22 protein-coding genes are annotated in these 20,011 nt (G+C 28.0%); 13 read left to right on the forward strand and 9 right to left on the reverse strand.

Going from position 1 to position 20,011, the window contains the following annotated elements:
• Positions 1-27 precede the first annotated feature (27 nt).
• The 3 genes from I2A66_RS04120 to I2A66_RS04130 all read left to right on the forward strand — a co-directional run bounded on the left by I2A66_RS04120 (position 28) and on the right by I2A66_RS04130 (position 3,959).
• Positions 28-1,140 (forward strand): M20/M25/M40 family metallo-hydrolase, encoded by a 1,113-nt coding sequence (locus I2A66_RS04120; protein ID WP_147516579.1) that lies wholly within the window; start codon positions 28-30, stop codon positions 1,138-1,140.
• 19 nt (positions 1,141-1,159) lie between these two features.
• Positions 1,160-2,701 (forward strand): AbgT family transporter, encoded by a 1,542-nt coding sequence (locus I2A66_RS04125; RefSeq protein ID WP_195251004.1) that lies wholly within the window; start codon positions 1,160-1,162, stop codon positions 2,699-2,701.
• Positions 2,702-2,795: 94 nt separating this feature from the next.
• Positions 2,796-3,959: an amidohydrolase gene (locus I2A66_RS04130; RefSeq protein ID WP_122640561.1), complete on the forward strand. Its 1,164-nt coding sequence runs from the start codon at positions 2,796-2,798 to the stop codon at positions 3,957-3,959.
• 46 nt (positions 3,960-4,005) lie between these two features.
• Here I2A66_RS04130 and I2A66_RS04135 read toward each other — a convergent pair whose 3' ends face one another.
• Positions 4,006-4,527, reverse strand: coding sequence for a cob(I)yrinic acid a,c-diamide adenosyltransferase (locus I2A66_RS04135; protein WP_122640560.1), 522 nt, complete (start codon positions 4,525-4,527; stop codon positions 4,006-4,008).
• 162 nt (positions 4,528-4,689) lie between these two features.
• Here I2A66_RS04135 and I2A66_RS04140 point away from each other — a divergent pair, with 162 nt between their 5' ends.
• Positions 4,690-5,832 (forward strand): DUF362 domain-containing protein, encoded by a 1,143-nt coding sequence (locus tag I2A66_RS04140; RefSeq protein ID WP_147516577.1) that lies wholly within the window; start codon positions 4,690-4,692, stop codon positions 5,830-5,832.
• A 51-nt stretch (positions 5,833-5,883) separates the two neighbouring features.
• A complete protein-coding gene (locus tag I2A66_RS04145) occupies positions 5,884-6,237 on the forward strand; it encodes a hypothetical protein (RefSeq protein ID WP_122640558.1) in 354 nt (117 codons plus the stop codon).
• A 60-nt stretch (positions 6,238-6,297) separates the two neighbouring features.
• On the opposite strand, the gene I2A66_RS04150 is transcribed toward I2A66_RS04145, so the two are convergent.
• The gene (locus I2A66_RS04150; RefSeq protein ID WP_442970297.1) at positions 6,298-6,993 is read right to left on the reverse strand and encodes a YczE/YyaS/YitT family protein; all 696 of its coding nucleotides are present in this window, start codon (positions 6,991-6,993) and stop codon (positions 6,298-6,300) included.
• 266 nt (positions 6,994-7,259) lie between these two features.
• On the opposite strand from I2A66_RS04150, the gene I2A66_RS17385 reads away from it, so the two are divergent.
• Together I2A66_RS17385 and I2A66_RS04160 are read left to right on the forward strand one after the other, a co-directional pair.
• Positions 7,260-8,975 (forward strand): ammonium transporter, encoded by a 1,716-nt coding sequence (locus tag I2A66_RS17385; RefSeq protein WP_195251005.1) that lies wholly within the window; start codon positions 7,260-7,262, stop codon positions 8,973-8,975.
• Between the two features lie 83 nt (positions 8,976-9,058).
• Complete coding sequence (locus tag I2A66_RS04160) at positions 9,059-9,424, forward strand: hypothetical protein (protein ID WP_122640556.1); 366 nt, start codon at positions 9,059-9,061, stop codon at positions 9,422-9,424.
• 15 nt (positions 9,425-9,439) lie between these two features.
• On the opposite strand, the gene I2A66_RS04165 is transcribed toward I2A66_RS04160, so the two are convergent.
• Positions 9,440-9,577 carry a hypothetical protein gene (locus I2A66_RS04165; protein WP_195251007.1) on the reverse strand — a complete coding sequence of 46 codons (138 nt, stop codon included), beginning with the start codon at positions 9,575-9,577 and terminating at the stop codon, positions 9,440-9,442.
• 492 nt (positions 9,578-10,069) lie between these two features.
• On the opposite strand from I2A66_RS04165, the gene I2A66_RS04170 reads away from it, so the two are divergent.
• Positions 10,070-11,188, forward strand: a complete 1,119-nt coding sequence (locus I2A66_RS04170) for a DUF1648 domain-containing protein (protein WP_195251009.1) — start codon at positions 10,070-10,072, stop codon at positions 11,186-11,188.
• A 28-nt stretch (positions 11,189-11,216) separates the two neighbouring features.
• Positions 11,217-11,885, forward strand: a complete 669-nt coding sequence (locus tag I2A66_RS04175) for a metal-dependent hydrolase (protein WP_122640552.1) — start codon at positions 11,217-11,219, stop codon at positions 11,883-11,885.
• Positions 11,886-11,946: 61 nt separating this feature from the next.
• On the opposite strand, the gene I2A66_RS04180 is transcribed toward I2A66_RS04175, so the two are convergent.
• On the reverse strand, positions 11,947-12,288 hold the full coding sequence (locus I2A66_RS04180; RefSeq protein WP_122640551.1) for a PqqD family peptide modification chaperone: 342 nt from the start codon (positions 12,286-12,288) through the stop codon (positions 11,947-11,949).
• Positions 12,281-14,197, reverse strand: a complete 1,917-nt coding sequence (locus tag I2A66_RS04185) for an OPT family oligopeptide transporter (protein ID WP_195251012.1) — start codon at positions 14,195-14,197, stop codon at positions 12,281-12,283. The genes I2A66_RS04180 and I2A66_RS04185 overlap by 8 nt, the downstream gene beginning before the upstream one ends.
• 145 nt (positions 14,198-14,342) lie before the next feature.
• Between I2A66_RS04185 and I2A66_RS04190 the strand changes: the two genes are divergently transcribed.
• Positions 14,343-14,603 (forward strand): YkgJ family cysteine cluster protein, encoded by a 261-nt coding sequence (locus I2A66_RS04190; RefSeq protein WP_122640549.1) that lies wholly within the window; start codon positions 14,343-14,345, stop codon positions 14,601-14,603.
• A 50-nt stretch (positions 14,604-14,653) separates the two neighbouring features.
• Here I2A66_RS04190 and I2A66_RS04195 read toward each other — a convergent pair whose 3' ends face one another.
• Both I2A66_RS04195 and nhaA read right to left on the reverse strand, forming a co-directional pair.
• Positions 14,654-15,526 carry a YitT family protein gene (locus I2A66_RS04195; RefSeq protein WP_122640548.1) on the reverse strand — a complete coding sequence of 291 codons (873 nt, stop codon included), beginning with the start codon at positions 15,524-15,526 and terminating at the stop codon, positions 14,654-14,656.
• A gap of 188 nt (positions 15,527-15,714) precedes the next feature.
• The gene (nhaA, locus tag I2A66_RS04200) at positions 15,715-16,917 is read right to left on the reverse strand and encodes a Na+/H+ antiporter NhaA (RefSeq protein WP_147516573.1); all 1,203 of its coding nucleotides are present in this window, start codon (positions 16,915-16,917) and stop codon (positions 15,715-15,717) included.
• A 116-nt stretch (positions 16,918-17,033) separates the two neighbouring features.
• Between nhaA and I2A66_RS04205 the strand changes: the two genes are divergently transcribed.
• The gene (locus I2A66_RS04205; RefSeq protein ID WP_147516572.1) at positions 17,034-17,963 is read left to right on the forward strand and encodes a DUF362 domain-containing protein; all 930 of its coding nucleotides are present in this window, start codon (positions 17,034-17,036) and stop codon (positions 17,961-17,963) included.
• A gap of 54 nt (positions 17,964-18,017) precedes the next feature.
• Here the strand turns inward: I2A66_RS04205 and I2A66_RS04210 are convergent, their stop codons facing one another.
• Both I2A66_RS04210 and I2A66_RS04215 read right to left on the reverse strand, forming a co-directional pair.
• Entirely contained in the window at positions 18,018-18,224 is a 207-nt protein-coding gene (locus tag I2A66_RS04210; RefSeq protein WP_124097570.1) for a hypothetical protein, read from the reverse strand.
• Positions 18,212-18,385, reverse strand: a complete 174-nt coding sequence (locus tag I2A66_RS04215) for a hypothetical protein (protein WP_164489069.1) — start codon at positions 18,383-18,385, stop codon at positions 18,212-18,214. Before I2A66_RS04215 ends, I2A66_RS04210 begins: the two co-directional genes overlap by 13 nt.
• Positions 18,386-18,658: 273 nt before the next feature.
• Between I2A66_RS04215 and I2A66_RS04220 the strand changes: the two genes are divergently transcribed.
• Both I2A66_RS04220 and I2A66_RS04225 read left to right on the forward strand, forming a co-directional pair.
• Entirely contained in the window at positions 18,659-19,159 is a 501-nt protein-coding gene (locus tag I2A66_RS04220) for a QueT transporter family protein (protein WP_147516571.1), read from the forward strand.
• 36 nt (positions 19,160-19,195) lie between these two features.
• Complete coding sequence (locus I2A66_RS04225) at positions 19,196-19,921, forward strand: cell division protein (protein ID WP_195251014.1); 726 nt, start codon at positions 19,196-19,198, stop codon at positions 19,919-19,921.
• The last annotated feature ends 90 nt before the right edge of the window (positions 19,922-20,011 follow it).

The raw sequence follows: 20,011 nt of genomic DNA on the forward strand, positions 1-20,011 counted from the left end.
AAAATGACTTTTTAAGGAGGGGAAGACATGATTTCAAAAGAAAGATTAAAAAATATATTCATTAATATGGTAAAAGTAGATAGTCCATCTAAAAATGAATACGAAATGGTAAAATGGCTAGTATCATATTTATATGAAAGAGGTATTAAAGCTAAGATTGATAAAGTAGGAGAAAAATTTGGTGGAAATAGTGGAAATGTAATTGCTTATATAAAAGGTGGTTTAGACTTAGAGCCAGTTTGTTTTCAGGCTCATATGGACCAAGTTAGTCCTTGTTTGGGAGTAAAGCCTATAGAGTGTGGAAATATCATAAAATCAGATGGAAGCACGACATTAGGTGGAGATGATAAAGCTGGAATAGCAGCAGTATTAGAAGCAATAGAGCATATAAAAGAAACAAATACACCTCATAGGGACATATATTTAATGTTTAGTGTATGTGAAGAAGTAGGCATGTTTGGATGTAAATATTTAGATATTGATGATTTGCCTGTAAAAAATATAGTGATAATAGATTCTGTTGGAGAGCCTGGTGCAATTGCATATAAAGCTCCATCTAAAGAGCATATAGATATAACTTTTTATGGTAAAAAGGCGCATGCAGGTATAGAACCTGAAAAAGGAATAAATGCAATTGTAGTTGCAAGTCATGCTATATCAAATATGAACATAGGAAGAATAGACAGCGAAACAACATCTAATATAGGAGAAATAAAAGGTGGAGGATCCACAAATATAGTAACTGATAGTGTAAGTTTTAATATTGAGATAAGATCTCACTCAATGGAAAAGTTAAAAAAGGAAATAGAAAATATGAAAATTTGTTGTGAAGAAGCTGCTAAAAAGTTTAATACTACATATGAGTTTAAACATGAAAACTCATATCCATCTTTTGAACTTTCAAAGGACAGCTATATTTATAAACTAACAGAAAAGAGTATGCAATTAGCAGGAATAACACCAAATCCTATGATTATAGGAGGTGGAAGTGACGCTAATATATTAGCTGGAAAAGGATATGATTGTGCAATTATAAGTATGGGAGTATATAATCCACATGCATTAAATGAATACTTAAATTTAGATGAATTATATATTACAACAAAAGCTGTAATAAATATGATGACATTAGAGATTTAAATATAAAGGGAGAGGTATTATGGAAAATACAAGAATAGAGAAAAAAAGTTTTTTTGATAGAATGCTAGACACCATAGAAAGAGTTGGGAATAAATTACCAGATCCGGTTACAATATTTTTAGGTTTATGTGTAGTCATAATGGTATTATCTGCAATTATAGCATCTAAAGGAGTATCAGTTGAGCATCCTGGAACAGGAGAAACTATAACAGCAGTAAATCTAATGACTGTAGAACAAATTCAAATTTTACTAGGAAGTATAGTTAGTAATTTTCAAGGATTTGCACCATTAGGACTTGTACTTGTTACTATGATAGGAGCTGGTGTTTGTGATAAAACAGGGCTTATGACTTCAACTATAAAAGCTTCTGTTAGTAAAATACCAAAATCAAGAGTGACATTAGTGGTAATGACTATAGGTATGTTGGCTAACTTAGCATCAGATGCAGGAACTATACTATTCCCACCTCTTGCAGCATTAGTTTACCTAGGTGTAGGCAGACATCCACTTATAGGATTATTTTCAGGATATGCGGCTGTTTGTTTAGGGTTTGCAGCTAATATAATGATAAGTGTAAATGACATACTTGCAGCGAGCTTTACAGTTCCAGCAGCTCAAATGATTGATGCAAATTTTGACGCAAATGCAACGATGAACTTAATATTTATGATAGTTTCAACATTTGTATTAATAGCACTAGCTACTTGGGTAACTGAAAAAATAATAGCTCCTAGGTTTGGAAAATATGAAGGCAATGCTCAAATAGATGTTGATGGAAGCCTTACAAAAGGAGAGAAAAAAGGCCTTAAATATGCAGGAGTAGCAATACTTATATACATAGCGATAATAGTTGCATTAAGTACAATTGGTGAAAGACCATTCTTAGCAGATCCAGAAACTGGAGACTTACTATCAAAGAATGCTCCTTTAATGCAAGGAATGGTACCAATAATAGCTTTAGCGTTTTTTATACCTGGTGTTGTATATGGTAAAGCCATAGGAAAAATAAAAAGAGATAAAGATGTTGTAGGATTAATGGCAGACTCTATGAGAGATATGGGAGGATATATAATACTTGCTTTTGCAGCATCTCAATTTTTACAATTATTCACTAATAGTAACTTAGGTTTGATATTAGCAGTTAAAGGTGGAGACTTCTTGAAAAATGCAGGAATACAAGGTCCTTTATTATTAATAGGGTTTATATTACTTTCTTGTTTTATAAATTTATTTATAGGTAGTGCATCAGCTAAATGGGCAATACTTGCACCGATTTTTGTACCTATGTTTATGATAGTAGGATATAATCCAGCACTTACTCAAATGGCCTATCGTATAGGAGATTGTATAACAAATCCACTAAGTCCATTGTTCCCATATTTACCTATTATATTAGCATTTACTAAAAAGTATGATGAGGAAGCTGGAATAGGAACTATAATAGCAAATATGATTCCATTCTCAGTCGCATTCTTAGTAGTATGGACTATGTTACTAATAGTATTTATGGTATTTAATTTACCATTAGGTCCAGGAATATATCCTTCTTATAGCTTATAATATAGAGATTAAAATATAAATTAAAGGAAAGAAGGCATGAATTAAGATAATTCATGCCTTTAAATTAAAAAATATTAAAAGGTGGAATTGAGTTATGATATTAATTAAAAATGGAAAAATCTTAACTATGGCAGGAAATACTATTGAAAATGGATGTGTTTTAATAAATGAAGGTAAAATTATAGGAGTATCAAAAGATATAAAAGAAACTGATGAAATGAAAATAATAGATGTAAATGGATCATGGGTTATGCCAGGCCTTATAGATGCACATTGCCATGTAGGTCTATCTCTAGGAGGAGTAGGTTGGGAAGGAGATGATGTAAATGAGCGTATAAATTCAGTAACTCCTTATTTAAGAGGAATAGATAGTATAAATATATTAGATAAAGGATTTGATAGTGCTATAAAAGGTGGAGTAACATCACTTATGACAGGTCCAGGAAGTGCAAATGTATGTGGTGGACAATCTGTATTTATGAAAACTAAAGGAAAGTCATTAGATGATATGATAGTGAAAAATCCAGCAGCTATGAAAGTGGCTTTTGGTGAAAATACGAAAAATGTATATCCTCAGAGATTTACATCACCATCAACAAGAATGGGTACATCAGCTATATTAAGAGAAACTTTATTTGAAGCTAAAAAATATAAAATTAAAAAAGATAAAGCTTTAAAAAATAATGAAGAATTTGATTTAGATTTTAAAAAGGAGCCATGGATAGATGTTTTAGAAAAAAGAATACCACTAAAAGCTCATGCACATAGAGCTGATGACATATTAACTGCAATTAGAATATCTAAAGAATTTGATTTAGATATGACACTAGACCATTGTACAGAAGGTCATTTAATATCACAGTCAGTTAAAAATAGTGGTTTTGATACAATTTTAGGACCTAGCTTTGGAAGTATAACTAAACCAGAAGTTCAAAATAAAACTTTTGCAACTGCAGGAATACTTCATAAAGCTGGATGTAGGGTTGCTATAATGACAGATCATCCAGTAGTACCTATAGAGTATCTTGCATTAAGTGCAGGACTTGCTGTTAAAGCAGGACTTGATTTAGAAGAAGGGTTAAAAGCAATAACAATAAATCCAGCTAAAATATGTAATGTAGATGATAGAGTAGGTAGTATTGAAGTTGGAAAGGATGCAGATATAGCAATATTTACAGGTAATCCTATGGAAACATTTACAGAAACTTTATATACTATAATAGACGGTAAGATAGTTTACTCAAAATTTGATAAATAAAAAAAGGTGTGTAACTAAATAAAATATAAGTTACACACCTTTTTTATTAGAACTTTACATAAATTAATTCTTTTTCGTTATATCTAGCAATTGCATAAAGAACATCAGACAGTCTATTTATATACTTTAGTAAAAGAGGATTAATACTATCAACTTTACTAAGTGTAAGTATTCTTCTTTCAACTCTTCTGCATATAGTTCTAGCAACGTGTAAATTTGCAGATAATACACTAGAACCAGGAACTATAAAAGCATCTATTTTATCAATTTTATCAATATAATTATCGATTATATTTTCTAAATATTTTATGTCATCTTCATTTACAGTATTTTTATAATTTCCTTCTTTTTTAGTAGCAAGCTCTCCCGAAACTGAAAAAAGCTTTAATTGTATCTTTCTTAATATTTTTTTATCTTCTTTATCAGCATGAATTGTACAAAGACCTATATATGAATTTAGTTCATCAAGAGTTCCGTAAGATTCAACTCTTATATCATCCTTATCAACTCTAGTTCCATCATATAGTGATGTCTGACCTTTATCTCCTGTTTTAGTATAAATTTTCAAAGTTTAATCTCCTTATAAGTTATATATTTTTTATAGTTTTTACTATATTACGTTATATATTCAATACATATTTAAATACCCAATTATAATGAAATTAAATAATATGAATTATAAAAAATGTTATAATATTGTAGTGGATATTGAATTAAAAGGAGATTTTATATGAAAGAAGTATCGCTTAGAAGTTGTAATAGTTATGATTATGAAGAAGTAAAGTTACAAATTGATAAGTTAGTAAATGATTTAGGGGGACTTGATAAATATATAAAATATGGCAGCACTGTATTTATAAAATTAAACTTAGTTATAAAGAAAAAGCCAGAGGAAGTGGCAACAACTCATCCGATAGTTTTAAAAGCAATAGCAAATAAGCTTTTAGAGTTAGGGTGTAAGGTAATAGTTGGAGATAGCCCAGGAGGACCTTATACAAAATCATCACTAAAAGGAATATATAAAACCTGTGGTATAGAAGAGGTTTGTAATGAGCTTAATATACAATTGAATTATGATACCTCAGAATTAAAGGTAGAAAATCCAAATGGTATAGTATTAAAGTATATGACAGTAATAAAACCAATAGTAGATGTAGATTATGTTATAAATTTATGTAAATTAAAAACCCATGCTATGGCAACCTTTACAGGTGGAGTTAAAAATTTATTTGGAGTAATACCAGGTGTACTAAAAGCTGAATATCATTTTAAAATGCCTGAGGTTAGAGATTTCACAGATGCTTTGATAGATATATGTTTATTTGTATCACCAACTATTACTATAATGGATGGGATTATAGGTATGGAAGGAGAAGGTCCAACGTCAGGTACTCCTAGAAAAATAGGAGTTCTACTTGCATCATCTAACCCTTATGCTATAGATGTAATAGCTTGTAAACTTATAAACTTAGAGCCAGGTAGAGTTCCGACAGTTCAAAGATGTATAGAAAGAAAATTTATTAATGAAGATTTTTCTGATATACATGTTATTGGTGAAGAAATTGAGAATAAAATAATTAAAGATTTTAAAATACCGTCAAACAGGAGTATAAGTTTTTTAAGAGGTATTGTACCTAAGAAAATAGAGCTTTTTGTTAATAAAAAATTATCAGGAAAACCTGTTATTAATTTTAAGGATTGTATTAAATGTGGCGAATGTAGTAGAGTATGTCCACCTAAAGTAATTTCTATGAAAGAAAATGGTCCAGTGATAGACTTAGATCATTGTATAAGGTGTTTTTGCTGTCACGAGTTATGTCCTAGAAAAGCTGTAGATTTAAAAAGACCATTTATATTTAAATTTTTAAGATAAACTATATTTGTGTATAATAGAATTATAAGTATTTTAAGTAGGAGAGTTGACATGAGTAAGTATAAAGATTTTGTAGACAAAATAATAAATGAAAGCCCAAAATTTATGATAATTGAAGAAGAAAATGAAAAGTATTTATTATTTGATAGATTCGTAACATCACTTAGCGAAAATGCTATGCCATGGTTATTTAAGGTGTATTTAGATAAGAATTATAATATTTTAAAAGATGATAAATTTACAAATGAAATTAAAGATAAGTATAAAGATATAGATATGAAGCTGATTGATGTAAATGGAAACATATTTTTAAATAAAAATAGTTTAGAAGTTATTCTTAATGAATTGGATTTAAATAATCAAATAGAATATAACAAAGAAAATTTAGATTTAAAATTATTATAATTTAAAAACTAAAAAAGTAGAATATATAAGTTAAAATGACAACTTATATATTCTACTTTTTTAGTTTTTAGCTTCCATAATAGGTTTGTCATCTTCATTGATTAAGCATTCTTTTACAAATATAAAGCCATCTCTAAGATTTTTTTGATGGATGGAACTAACATCAAACTTAAGTAGTTTAAAAGTTAGTTGAAGACAATATCCTATACCAAAAGCAGTTATAAGTGTACCAATTCCAACGAGTCCACCTAATATCCATCCTAGCATTAAAACTGTAACTTCGAGAATTCCTCTTATAATCTTGATAGGTTTGTTAGTAATTTGCATAAGAGTAACCATAAGACCATCTCTAGGACCACACCCCATAGCACATCCTATATAGAGATAGGCACCAATTGCCGATATAAATAAACTTCCTATAATCATAATTATTCCACTTAATAAACTATTACAGTTTGGAATGAAGTTAAGGTATGTTATAAAATCAATAAATAATCCTATAACTATCATATTACTTATAGTTCCAAATCCAATTTTGCAACCTAGAAAATAACTAATTGCTACGACTATGATACCCACAAAAATACTAACTTGACCAATGGTAAATCCGCTTATGTTACTGATTCCTTGATGAAATACATCCCATGGGCTTAACCCTAAGTTAGATTTAATAGCCATTACAGTTCCCATTGCACATAAAAAGAAACCAGATATTAATTTTATAATTAAAATTAAAAGCTTTTTCAATAAACTCATCTCCAATTTTGTATTTAATAAATCAATCAATATTTATTTTATCACTCATATTAGGTAATTACCATTTTTTATAATAAACTATAGATTTAATAAATAAAAATTATTAAATCTATAATCAATATTTATTTTATAAAAATTTTATCCATATGTAATAAATTTAGAACTTTATAATAATATATATTAACAAGTGAATTAAAACAACTCACAATGGCGTGTGTTTCCAATGGAGGAATCACACGCTTATTTTATTTTAAGGGGGGATTTTGATGTATTCAGCAACATCAACAATATGGGTTCTTCTTGGTGCAGTTCTTGTATTCTTTATGCAAGCTGGATTTGCAATGGTAGAAACAGGATTTACAAGAGCTAAGAACTCAGGAAATATTATAATGAAAAATTTAATGGACTTTGCAATAGGTAGTACAATATTTTGGTTTATAGGTTTTGGAATTATATTTGCAGGTAGTAGTTCACTAATAGGTGGAATTGATTTACTTACACAAGGCAGTTATACTGATATATTACCATTAGGTGTACCAAAAGAAGCATTCTTTATATTTCAATGTGTATTCTGTGCAACTGCTGCAACAATAGTATCAGGTGCAATGGCAGAACGTACTAAATTTATATCATATTGTATATATAGTGCAATAATTAGTGCTATTATTTATCCTGTATCAGCCCACTGGATATGGGGTGGTGGATGGTTAGCTCAATTAGGATTTCATGATTTTGCTGGTTCTACTGCTGTTCATATGGTAGGTGGAGTGGCTGCATTAGTTGGAGCTAAAATTCTTGGACCTAGAATAGGCAAATATACAAAGGATGGAGAATCAAGAGCTATACCAGGACATAATATACCTCTAGGTGCATTAGGTGTATTTATATTATGGTTTTGTTGGTTTGGATTTAATGGTTGTTCAACAGTTTGTGCTGAAGGTGATGAAATAATTGTTTCAATGGGTCATATATTTTCAACAACTAACTTAGCTGCTGCAGTAGCTACTGTTACAGTTATGATAATTACATGGGTTAAATATAAAAAACCAGATGTCTCTATGACATTAAATGGATCATTAGCAGGGCTTGTAGCTATAACAGCAGGTTGTGATATGGTTTCTAATGTAGGAGCATTTTTTATAGGATTAATTTCTGGATTTTTAGTTGTATATGGCATTGAATTTATAGATAAGAAATTAAAAATTGATGACCCTGTCGGTGCTATAGGTGTTCACTGTATTTGTGGTTTAAGTGGTACTTTATTAACTGGTTTGTTTTCAACTACTGATGGAGTATTTTATGGATATGGATTTAGTTTCTTTGGAGTACAATTACTAGGAGTAGTTGCTGTTTTTGCTTGGGTTGCAATAACAATGGGTACAGTATTTATCATATTAAAAAATACTATAGGATTACGTGTTAGTGAAAGTGAAGAAATTAGTGGTCTAGATTTACCAGAACATGGTCTTGTAAGTGCGTATTCTGACTTTTCAATGTTACCAGTTTCTTTAATAGAAGATTCTAAAGATATTTATATGCCATCTATAAGTATTCCTACCTTATCACCAGAAGTACAAAAAGAAAAAGTTGAAAAAGAATTAACGTCATCACATAAAATATCTCATATAACAATAATTGCAAATCAAAGCAAGTTTGAAGAATTAAAAGCTGCTATGAACAAAATTTGCATAAGTGGTATGACTGTTACTCAAGTATTAGGATGTGGCGTACAAAATGGTTCTACAGAATATTATCGTGGCTCTAAGATGGAAATACATTTACTTCCTAAAGTAAAAGTTGATATAGTTGTATCTAAAGTACCAGTTGAGAAGGTTGTAGAAACTGCTAAGAAAGTGCTTTATACAGGAGGAATTGGTGATGGTAAGATATTTGTTTATGATGTAGAACATGTAGTTAGAGTTCGTACAGGAGAAGAGGATTATGATGCTCTCCAATATCCTGATGAAAAATGTGAAATGTAAATAATATAGTTAGATTCTATAAAAATATAAAGTTAGGGTATTAATAAAGTATTATTATAAATAAGCATAGGAGAAAATTAATAATGAACAATACAGATAAAGAAATAATAAATCAATATGAAAATTATTTAATAAGAGTAAAAATAGATATAAATAATATATACGATAGTATAAAAAAACTAGATGATATAAAAAAATATGAGTCGCTTGTAAAACTAGAATTAGAAAAATTAGAGAAGTTAAGTGAAGAGTATAAATTATATGATAGTAATTATGAAAACTTAATGATAAAAATGGGAAAATTTGCAGTAGGATTAAGAAAAATAGAGAATTTAAATGTAGACTCAGATATTAAGAAAAAATTTATAGAAAAGTTTATAAATTATAATTCAACATTTGAAGACTTACAACGAATAAATATAATGAAAGATGCTTATGTATGGAAGTAAGTATAATAGAAAGAACTAGTCATATAGACTAGTTCTTTCTATTATACTAAATAAAAGGCTTCTAGTATGTAAAACTAACCATACAAATATCCATGTGAATATAAAGGCAGTAGCTAATTCTACAATATCTATCATAGAAAAACTAATACTCATAAGAGTAATATAACATATACTCATAAATACAATATAATTTAAGCTAAATAATAGCGTAACTATTTTTTCATAAAAGCCATTTATATAAAGCCTACAAGGTCTTATAATATTATATCCAAAAAACTTAACTTCTGAAAAAATAGAATATATAGAATAAAGAAGAATTAAAATTGAACATAAACTTATAATATAAGGGACTTTATATATATAACTAATAATACCTGTAACACCTACAAGTATTAGTGCAAAAACAAGTTTTTTAAGTAGATATTTTATTATTATAAATAAAAGAATAACACATATAATTGCAATTATCATTTCCATGATTGACTATTCATCCTTTCTATAATTTATATACATATAATATATATTATCTTCTAAAATATAACAAATAATCAATTTATTACAATACAAATATAAATAACAACTAAAAGTATAGATATTTTAATAAATTTGAAATATAATTATCTAAACTAGGGAGGGGAGAATTAGATGTTTTTTATAAGGTATATGATATTTATATTAATAATTTTATTTACTCATCTTATGACGTATAATACTCAGACAATAAGTAGCAATCAATATTTTTATGGTGTTTTTGTATATAAAATATATCTAGGAGATAATATAAAAAAAGATATAGATAAAAAATTTAAAAATAAACTAAACTTATCATTAATATTAACTATATTAATATATATATTAATTGCAAACACTACAAATATTAATATAGGATTAAATATATCAATAACTATATTTATATATTTGGCTTTATATTTTTTATTATTAAAAAAGTCATATAAATTAGCAAAGTATGCAAAGGAAAAATATTTATCAGAACTTAATATTGAACAGAGTATAAATAAAAGTAATAAAAAATATATAAAAGAAGATAAATTTATAACAAAATCAAAGAAAAAAATTAAGAAAAAGTTTATAATACTATATAGTATATGCATATGTTTATCGTTATTATCATTTTTATATGTGATAATAAGCTACAATAAATTGCCAGATATAATAATTACTCATTGGGGACCTGGAGGGAGAGCTGATGGATTTTCTTCTAAAAATATAATTAATGTATTTTATATTAACTTTATAGATATAACAATGGTAATATTATTTACACTAATTGGAATAGGTAGCATTTCAAGTGCTGTTTATATAGATTATGAAAATATAGAATTAAACAGGAAAAAGGCAATACGATATATTAATGGCATAGGATACTCATTTTTTATACTTACACTTACTATTCAATCTTTAACTACAACTATTCCAATATTTATGGTTAAACAAAAGAATATACCAATACAGTTAGTTTTTGTTGAATGTATATTACCAATTTTTATTGCAATAGTAATAATTTATTTTTATATAATGTTAGGAAGTATAAAGCCTAAAAGTAAAGGCGTATATACTATAGCAAGTGATGATGAAAATTGGATATATGGATTTATATACTATAATAAAGAGGATCCTAACTTTATGGTGGAAAAAAGATTAGGAGCAGGGTGGAATGTTAATATGGCACACCCTTTAGGTAAGTTTTTTACGATATTGACAATACTCATACTTATAGGAAGTTTTTCAGTATGTTTTATATAATAAACAGGTGATATATTCGGAGGTAAATATGATAAATTTAAAATACAATGGACATGCAAATATGTCATTAACTAAAAATAATGTAACTATATTGCTAGATCCATTTTTTACTGATAATCCACTAAATAAAACAAATCCAAATGAAGTAGAATGTGATTACATATTAGTATCTCATGCACATTTTGATCATATAGGAGATGCAATAGATATAGCGAAAAGAACTGGAGCTACTATAATATCAACAGCAGAAATAGCTAATTTGGTAGATAGTAAGGGATGTAAGTCTCATGGAATGAATATTGGTGGAAAATGTAAATTTGATTTTGGATTTGTGAAAGTAACTCAAGCAATACATAGTTCAGGGATAGAAGGTGGACTTGCTTGTGGATTTGTAATAAATTTCTTTAACAAAATCATATATTTTGCAGGTGATACTGCATTATTTGGTGATATGGAACTTATAGGTCGTATGAATAAAATAGACTATGCTTTATTACCTATAGGAGATAATTTTACTATGGGTCCAGAGGAAGCCTTAGAAGCTGTAAAAATGATAAAACCTAAGGTAGCTATACCTATACATTACAATACATGGGAGCCAATATCACAATCACCAGAAGATTTCAAAGGAGAAGTTGAAAAATGCTGTGATACAAAAGTTTTAGTTGTAAACTTTAATGAGAGTATAGAGATATAAATATAAAATAGGAAAGGTAGATAACTAAACAAAATTTAATATCCACCTTTCTTATTATTAATTAAGAAATTCTTTCTATATAATTACAGTTTACATTTATATGATTTAAAAACATTAATAGTCTCTCATAAAGAGGATGTGTACTATCTCCATAAGTACTATCTAAATGCTCTCCAATTTCTTTAACTGTATTTTTACCATCAATTTGTAAAAATACAAAACTACTAAATTTATCTAATGTGACTTCTTTATACATTGGAATTTTAAAATGAAGTCTTCTAAAAAAATTTTGAATTTTGTGATCTTGTTTTTCAAGTATAGTAACAATGTTACTTTCATTAACCTTGTACTCTATCGTATTAGAAACCTTAAATACAATATTTAAAATATCATTATTATTCATGTTTATTCACCTTCGATGTAACAATAGGTATAGAAGTACAAATTATTAAAAGAATTAGTAATATAGCAGCCATTGTATTACTAGCAAAGAATCCTGATGGACCAATTCCTTTTATAACTCCAGAAACTTGAAGTATTATACCTAAAAGTCCTACTATAGAACCACCAGCCACAAGTCCAGAAGATAAACTTATTCCATTTGATACTTTAGATTCTTTTTCTTCTTCAGTTTTACATGATAATTCTATAAAATAACGAACTAATGCACCAACTAAGATTATTGAAGTTGTAGCTATTGGTAAATAAAAACCTATAGCTATAGTCATTATAGGTAGGTTTAACATGAATAAAACTAATCCTATAACAACACCAACTATTATCATAACCCAAGGGAGCTGTCCAGACATTATACCAGAAGTCAAAGTCGACATTAAGTTAGCTTGAGGTAGTGCAAATGGAGGATTATCACCAGTTATTACAAGTTGATTTGCAAGTACTAAAATAGTACCAACAACAACTGTTACACCAACTATACCTGCTAATGAGAAATATCTTTGCATTTCATTTTTATTTCCGCCCATAATGTAAGTCACTTTTTGAGACTGAGAATAACCTCCTGCTATAGCTATGGAAACAACTATAAAATTAGCAAATAGTAGTAGTGATTTATTAGATGCTATATCAGTCCATCCAAGAACTACAAATACTAATGTTATTATAACTAAAGATGCTATAGTCATACCAGAAACAGGAAGATTAGACGTACCTATAGTACCAGTTAAACGACCTGCAACTATAACAAACAATAAAGATAAGAATAAAGCAACTACAACCCCAACTATTGCCATAGTAATATTACGTGACATAAAGAATGAGATAATAGCTAAAATTATAATACCACCCAGTAAAATTATAGTTCCTTGAGATGAACTACTATCATTATCCGAATATTTAGCACTTAGAGTTTCTTGTATAGAAGCTACTATAGTTGGTATAAGTCTAACAGCACCTATTATACCACCACAAAGCATCATACCAGCACCGATATATTTAACATAACTACTAGCAATATTATTAACTTGCATTGCATATATAGCAGTTCCGGGATCATTCCATACTATGGCATCAATACCAGCTAATTCAGCAAAGTAGCCTATTAAAGGTAATATACCAAAATTAGATAAAATAGACCCTGCAAACATAGTAAGTGATACATCTATACCAACTATAAACCCTATTCCTAATAGTAAAGGATTGACCTCAAGTTCAAATTTCCATTTATAGAAGGTTTCATTTACAAAGCTTATTACATTATTAGTTATATTTAAGAATGATCCTGTTAAGACTGTTATTATACCACTTATTCCAAAACCTATTCCCATATATTTCATTGAATCTCCAGCACCTTCTGAAGCAACAAGCGTTTCAGAAATTGCCATTGATTCTGGATACATTAAGTTACCATGTTCTTCAACTATTAAATAGTTATGAACTAAAGAAGCAACTCCAACTCCAAATAAAACACCGCCAACACCAGTTAAAAATCCTTCTAAGAAAGTAACATTAGCACCGATTAAAAGTACAGCTGGTAATACAAATATCATACCACTAGCAACAGATTCGCCACCACTTGCCATACCTTGTACAATATTTTTACCAAGTAATCCTTTTTGCTTAGCAAAGGCAGCTATAAAAGCAGAACCTATTATAGAACCAGGTATACCTGCAGCGACTGTAAGACCAGATTTCATACCAGAATAAGCAGTTGAAGCAGCAAATAAAACAGATAAGACTAGTCCTATTATAATTACTGCAATATTTGCACCTGGTTTAGAGTTATCACTTATGTATGGAACATAGTCTTTTCCATGGACACCACCATATGCGTCTTTAGATAATTTTTTACTCATTCATATTGACCTCCTAGATGTTTATAAATTTTTAATTTCATAAATATATTATTTATATATTTATAGAAATAATACATTTGAACTTTATAAGAAATAGGATTTTATGATATTATATAAAAATATAATAATTAAGGAGAGAATAACTATGAAGTGCAGACCTAATTGTGGAGCATGTTGCATAGCTCCATCTATATCATCTCCTATACCGGGAATGGAAAAAGGAAAACCATCAGGAGTAAGATGTATTCAACTAGATGAAAATAACATGTGTATGATATTTAAAGATCCTAAAAGGCCAAAAGTATGTGGAAAACTTGAGCCCTGTGAAGAAATGTGTAAAAATAATAGGGATGAAGCGATAAGGTATTTAATAGAACTTGAAGAAGCTACGAATCCTAATAAATAAAAATTAATAGCCTAAATAAATAATCTATTATTTATTTAGGCTATTAATTTTTATAAATATTTACCTTTAAATCCACCTCCTCTTACCTCATTAACATCATTTATACAGACTAAGGATTTATCATCAATGGAATAAACTAAATCCTTAAACCTTGCTATTTCACTAGACTTAACAATACAATAAAGTATTTTTTTCTTGTGGTGAGTATAAGCACCTTCTGCTTCTAAATAAGTTACACCCCTACCTAATTTAACCATTATATTTTCAGCTATTTTTTTATCAAAATCAGTAACAACAATTATTGATTTTTGACTATTAAAGGAATCTTTAACAATATCCATTACATGAGAAGTCAAATACATTGCTATTAAGGTATATAAAGCAGGTTTAAACCCAAATAATATTCCACCTAAACTTACTACAAAAAAATTAACAGACAAAAATGTATTTTTCATTTCTATGTTAAATTGTCTTTTGCCACATGCAGCAACTATATCTAAACCACCAACACATGCTTGAGATTTAAATATAATACCTACACCAGCTCCATTTAGTATTCCACCATAAATACATTGAATCATAGGATCATTTAAATTTATGTACTTATATAAGTCTTGAGTTATACCTAATGCAAAAGAAAATAGAAACATATTTATAAAGCTAAAAATTAGGAATTTTTTATCAAGATACTTTATACCTACTAAAAATATAGGTATATTAATTAGAAAGGTACAAATACCTTGGTTGAATCCAAAGACTTGATTTAGTATTACACTTATACCTGCAACACCACCACTTAAGAGTTTTGCAGGCGTTAAAAAAGCATTAATACCTATTGCTGATAAGAATATACCAAAAAACATTAATAAAAATCTAATTAAATTATCATATTTGTTTTTTAGACTTATGAATTTATCTACCATATAATATGACTCTCCCTTATAAATAAACTTAAGTATATAGTACATAATATTAAATATTCATAAGTTATATGATTCAAGATTATTGTAGGAATAATCTTTCTTATTTTAGTGAGTACTAAAACTAAAATAAGAAAAAATAAGCGTTATTAGATTAAAATCAAAATGACGCTTATTTTTATAAATTATAACTATGAGATATGGTATTTATTAGGTTTAATAGAGGAGTTTCTTTGAGACTTATTATTCATATGACTATAGATATATATAGCTATACTAGTCGAGAATATGGATATAACTGCTGAACACAATATAGACATTTTAGCAATATTTATAAGAGCTGCATCTCTTATAAAAGCAACTTCAGAAACGAAAATAGCCATTGTAAATCCTATACCAGCTATTAAAGAAACTAAGAAAATGGAGCTCCAGCTTATATAAGTTGGTTTTTCTGTGATTTTTAATAAACAAGATATGTAGGAAAATAGCATAATTCCAAGTGGTTTACCAATACAAAGTCCTAAAATTATACCTAATGATAGTGTTGGTGCATGAGAAAAAGTTAGATCATATGAAAGAGATACACCAGTATTAGCAAATGCAAATAAAGGAATAATTAATAAACTATTTATTGGAACTAAGAATTTTTGTAATCTTTCCAAGGTACTTACATTTCTTATATTTGATTTAGATGGAACTGCAATTGCAAGTAATATACCACTAATAGTAGAATGAACTCCGCTTAAATGAATAAAATACCAAAGGCAGGCTCCACCTATAAGATAATATGTAACACTTTCTACATTAAAAATTTTGTTTGCAATACAAAGTGTAATTAGTATTAAAAGTCCAATAATTAAGTAAAATAAGTCTATATCTAAAGAGTAGATTATTCCAATAGCAGCAATAGAAATTAAGTCATCTACCACAGCTAAAGATAATAAAAAAATCTTAAGTGAAGGATTTAATTTATTTCTAAATAATAAAAATAGGCCAATAGCAAAAGCTATATCAGTAGATATAGGTATGCAAATACCATTTATTAAAGGTGTATTTTTATTAAAAATGAAATATATCAATGCCGGAACAGTAACTCCTCCAATTGATGCAATAATAGGGAAAGAAGCTTTTTTTAAAGAGGATAAATTACCATATAATATTTCATGCTTAATTTCAAGTCCTGCTACTAGAAAAAATATAGCCATTAAGAAATCATTTATAAACATATGTAATGAAAAGTTTGGAGTTATATAAATTCTATTGAATACATGCTTATAAATGCCTCTAAGAGGGCTATTATAAATAAATAGGGCCAATAAAGTTGAAAATATAAGTAGTAGACTTGTTGCCAGTTCTAACTTAACTGGCTTTTTATATGTTCTAAATAAACGCAAAAAATCACCTGCTAACTAAAATAATATACTTAATGAAATTTATGATTATAAAGGTGTAAATATGAGGATTTTACAAATAATTTAAATATACTAGATTATAAAAAAGAGGTGTAAATATGAGAACTCGTAAAGTTAAAGAGCCTGTGGTTGCTATTACCAAAGCGCTTACTGAAAGTAAATCATTGGAGAAAGCTTTAGATATGTTACCTATAGATAAGGTAATAGAAAAAGGAGATACAGTTATAATAACACCTAACTGGGTGAATGATAAAAAACCAAATACAGGATCTGTAGTAGGATCTAAAACATTAAAAACTTTAATTAGATATGTAAAATCAAAAGAAGTAGATAAAATTTATATTGCAACGGGATCAGGTGGAGCTAAAACACCAGATATAATGATACAAACGGGATATGATAAAATAATTTCACAAGAAGGCGTAGATTTTATAGACTTAAATTATGGACCTTATATAGATTTAAGATTAGACCATGAAATAATTAAATCCACTCCAATTAATAAAATACTAGAAGAAGCAGATGTAATAATATCTTTTACACAGCTAAAAGTTCATGAAGAGGCTACAGTAACAGCTAGTATTAAAAATATTGCAATGGGATGGCCTCCAGCAGAGATTCATGGATATCCTAAAAAGAATACAGGCATACATGAAGACTTACATGGATTTATAAGAGCATTTGCGAAAAAAGTACCTATAGATTTATCTATAGTAAGTTGTGATAAAGCTATGATAGGTACAGGTCCTTCAAGTGGAAAAGCAATAGATACACCAGGACTCATAATTGCAAGTACAGATCCCGTTGCAGCAGACGCAGTAGGTGCTAGATTGTTAGGATTTTTACCTCAAGCTGTTGCATATATTTACGGTCTTTATAAAGATAAAGTTGGAGAAGCAGATATATATAAAATGGATATAAAAGGATTAGATATACAAGAAGCTGAAAAAATATTTAGCAAGGCAGCATACAATGAAAAAGATGCAGTGCTTGATAAAGATAAAGTTAAAGATATTCATGGAGAATAATATAGATTAAGAGTAAAATAAAGACTTATGATTATTAATATTTTCATAAGTCTTTTATTTTTTAGGTATTTTTCTTCTTTTAACCTTTCTACGGATTTTTTTATAATTACGTTTTGAAGGAGTTTTTGATTTACATCTATCGAAATCAAAAACATCTTCAACTTCTATATTAGTATCTTCTGAATTACCTTCTTCAAATTGAGACTTACAAAATATACGAGTTTCAGAAGATAAACCAATTTGCTCACCTAGAACCACCAAAAAGAGCCAAGCAATCCTAAAATTTCATCATCTTCGATTTCTTCTGAAATTATAGAAGCATATATAGTTGCTAAGAAATTGATTTGATTTGATAGATTGTTACAGTATTTATTTATATTATAATAGTTACACTTAGATTTGGAATTATTGTTTTTAGGCATAGTTCCTCCGATATTTCATAATAAATGAACTTAATTAATGTTATGAATTTTTATTTATAAAAATAACTCTATTGAGTTTATAAATGAAATATTATATAATAGATTGAAAACTTAATTAGACAGTTCGTAAACCTCCTGTCTTTAAACAAAACTACGGTAAATTGCATTTTTAAAAATATTCTAATTGTATGTAAACCGTGGATTTCCACGGTTTTTTTATGAAATAATAAAATAAAAAGACTTTATATATAAGTTAGCTATTAGGAGGAAAATATGAAAAATAATACTAAAAGAATAGCTACAACTGCAGTAGTTGCAGCTTTATACGCAGCATTAACATTAGCATTACCAATTTTAAGTTATGGACCAGTACAATTTAGGATATCAGAAGTAATGACGCTATTACCGTTAATAGGTAAAGAATATATATTAGGACTTACATTAGGATGCTTTTTAGCTAATATATTAGGACCATATGGTGTTCCTGATATAATATTTGGTACATTAGCTACATTTATAAGTGTATACTTAGTGTACTTAACAGGAAAATACATGAGAGATAAAAAAAGTACAGTACTTGTTGCATCTTTATGGCCTGTTGTTGTAAATGCTATAATAGTTGGAATACAGCTAAACGTGTTTTTTGGATATCCATTATTTTTATCTATGTTAGAAGTTGGACTTGGACAATTTGTTGTAGTAACTATAGGAGGTGTTATTTTATTCAAAGTTGTTAATAATAAATATGGAAAATATTTAAAGAATATGTTTTAATTGATATATTAGATAAAAACCGTAAGGAGAAGTACAATGGAAAAGATAACTAAAAGTGCAAAGATAATAGGAATAGGGAATGAAGGAATTTCCAACCTAGAGTCTATATATAATGTAGTTAAAGAAAATGTGGATACTGAAAAAATAAATATCAATCAAGATGTAGATAAAGAATATGTTAGAGAATTGCTTGATGGAGTTGATATACTTTTATTAACTTACTCTACACAAGATAAAAGAGCAGTAGACATAGTAAAAGCAATAGCTTTTATGGCAGGAGAAAGAAGAGTATTATCAATAGGTCTTAACTCATCAGATAAAGAACATAAAGAAGAACTAGGATTAAATCAAGAATTCATGATAAGTCAATATAATACTACAAAAATAATGAATATAATAAATATGATGATAGAGGCAGTAAGTGATGATTGTGCTATAAGCATAGACTTAACTGACTTAAAAGAGCTTTTTGCTAGTGAAGGTGGAGTAAGATATAATTTTGAAAACTTCACTAGAGAAAATAGTCCTAGTGAAATAGCAGATAAACTTTTAAGCGAGATGAAAGAAGCAGGTAGCGATTTTATAGAGAAAAAAGGAGTAATGCTTGTAGAAATGGATAAAAGTGAAGATGCAATAGTGTTACTATATGACATATTAACTTGTATTCAAGAAAAATCAGCATCAACATATGATATAATATTCTCATTGTATATGAAGGAAAATTGCAACAACCAAATTAAGTTTGGATTAATTTATAACTAATATATTATATAATATAATTGATCTGTTTTAAAATAAACTTTGTTTAAAAGGTATTTTGAGGCAGGTCTTTTTTTATGTTATTATATAATT

This window comes from Romboutsia sp. 1001713B170207_170306_H8 (assembly GCF_015550495.1).
Classification (GTDB): Bacteria; Bacillota; Clostridia; order Peptostreptococcales; family Peptostreptococcaceae; genus Romboutsia_E.

Coding starts and splice junctions, on each gene's coding strand:
- I2A66_RS04120 (WP_147516579.1), top strand. CDS start 28: ATGATTTCAAAAGAAAGATTAAAAAATATATTCATTAATATGGTAAAA.
- I2A66_RS04220 (WP_147516571.1), top strand. CDS start 18,659: ATGAAAAATAATACTAAAAGAATAGCTACAACTGCAGTAGTTGCAGCT.
- I2A66_RS04195 (WP_122640548.1), bottom strand. CDS start 15,526: ATGGTAGATAAATTCATAAGTCTAAAAAACAAATATGATAATTTAATT.
- I2A66_RS17385 (WP_195251005.1), top strand. CDS start 7,260: ATGTATTCAGCAACATCAACAATATGGGTTCTTCTTGGTGCAGTTCTT.
- I2A66_RS04165 (WP_195251007.1), bottom strand. CDS start 9,577: ATGAGTATTAGTTTTTCTATGATAGATATTGTAGAATTAGCTACTGCC.
- I2A66_RS04185 (WP_195251012.1), bottom strand. CDS start 14,197: ATGAGTAAAAAATTATCTAAAGACGCATATGGTGGTGTCCATGGAAAA.
- I2A66_RS04225 (WP_195251014.1), top strand. CDS start 19,196: ATGGAAAAGATAACTAAAAGTGCAAAGATAATAGGAATAGGGAATGAA.
- I2A66_RS04215 (WP_164489069.1), bottom strand. CDS start 18,385: ATGCCTAAAAACAATAATTCCAAATCTAAGTGTAACTATTATAATATA.
- I2A66_RS04140 (WP_147516577.1), top strand. CDS start 4,690: ATGAAAGAAGTATCGCTTAGAAGTTGTAATAGTTATGATTATGAAGAA.
- I2A66_RS04160 (WP_122640556.1), top strand. CDS start 9,059: ATGAACAATACAGATAAAGAAATAATAAATCAATATGAAAATTATTTA.
- I2A66_RS04170 (WP_195251009.1), top strand. CDS start 10,070: ATGTTTTTTATAAGGTATATGATATTTATATTAATAATTTTATTTACT.
- I2A66_RS04150 (WP_442970297.1), bottom strand. CDS start 6,993: ATGAGTTTATTGAAAAAGCTTTTAATTTTAATTATAAAATTAATATCT.
- I2A66_RS04145 (WP_122640558.1), top strand. CDS start 5,884: ATGAGTAAGTATAAAGATTTTGTAGACAAAATAATAAATGAAAGCCCA.
- I2A66_RS04180 (WP_122640551.1), bottom strand. CDS start 12,288: ATGAATAATAATGATATTTTAAATATTGTATTTAAGGTTTCTAATACG.
- I2A66_RS04175 (WP_122640552.1), top strand. CDS start 11,217: ATGATAAATTTAAAATACAATGGACATGCAAATATGTCATTAACTAAA.
- I2A66_RS04125 (WP_195251004.1), top strand. CDS start 1,160: ATGGAAAATACAAGAATAGAGAAAAAAAGTTTTTTTGATAGAATGCTA.
- I2A66_RS04190 (WP_122640549.1), top strand. CDS start 14,343: ATGAAGTGCAGACCTAATTGTGGAGCATGTTGCATAGCTCCATCTATA.
- I2A66_RS04130 (WP_122640561.1), top strand. CDS start 2,796: ATGATATTAATTAAAAATGGAAAAATCTTAACTATGGCAGGAAATACT.
- I2A66_RS04205 (WP_147516572.1), top strand. CDS start 17,034: ATGAGAACTCGTAAAGTTAAAGAGCCTGTGGTTGCTATTACCAAAGCG.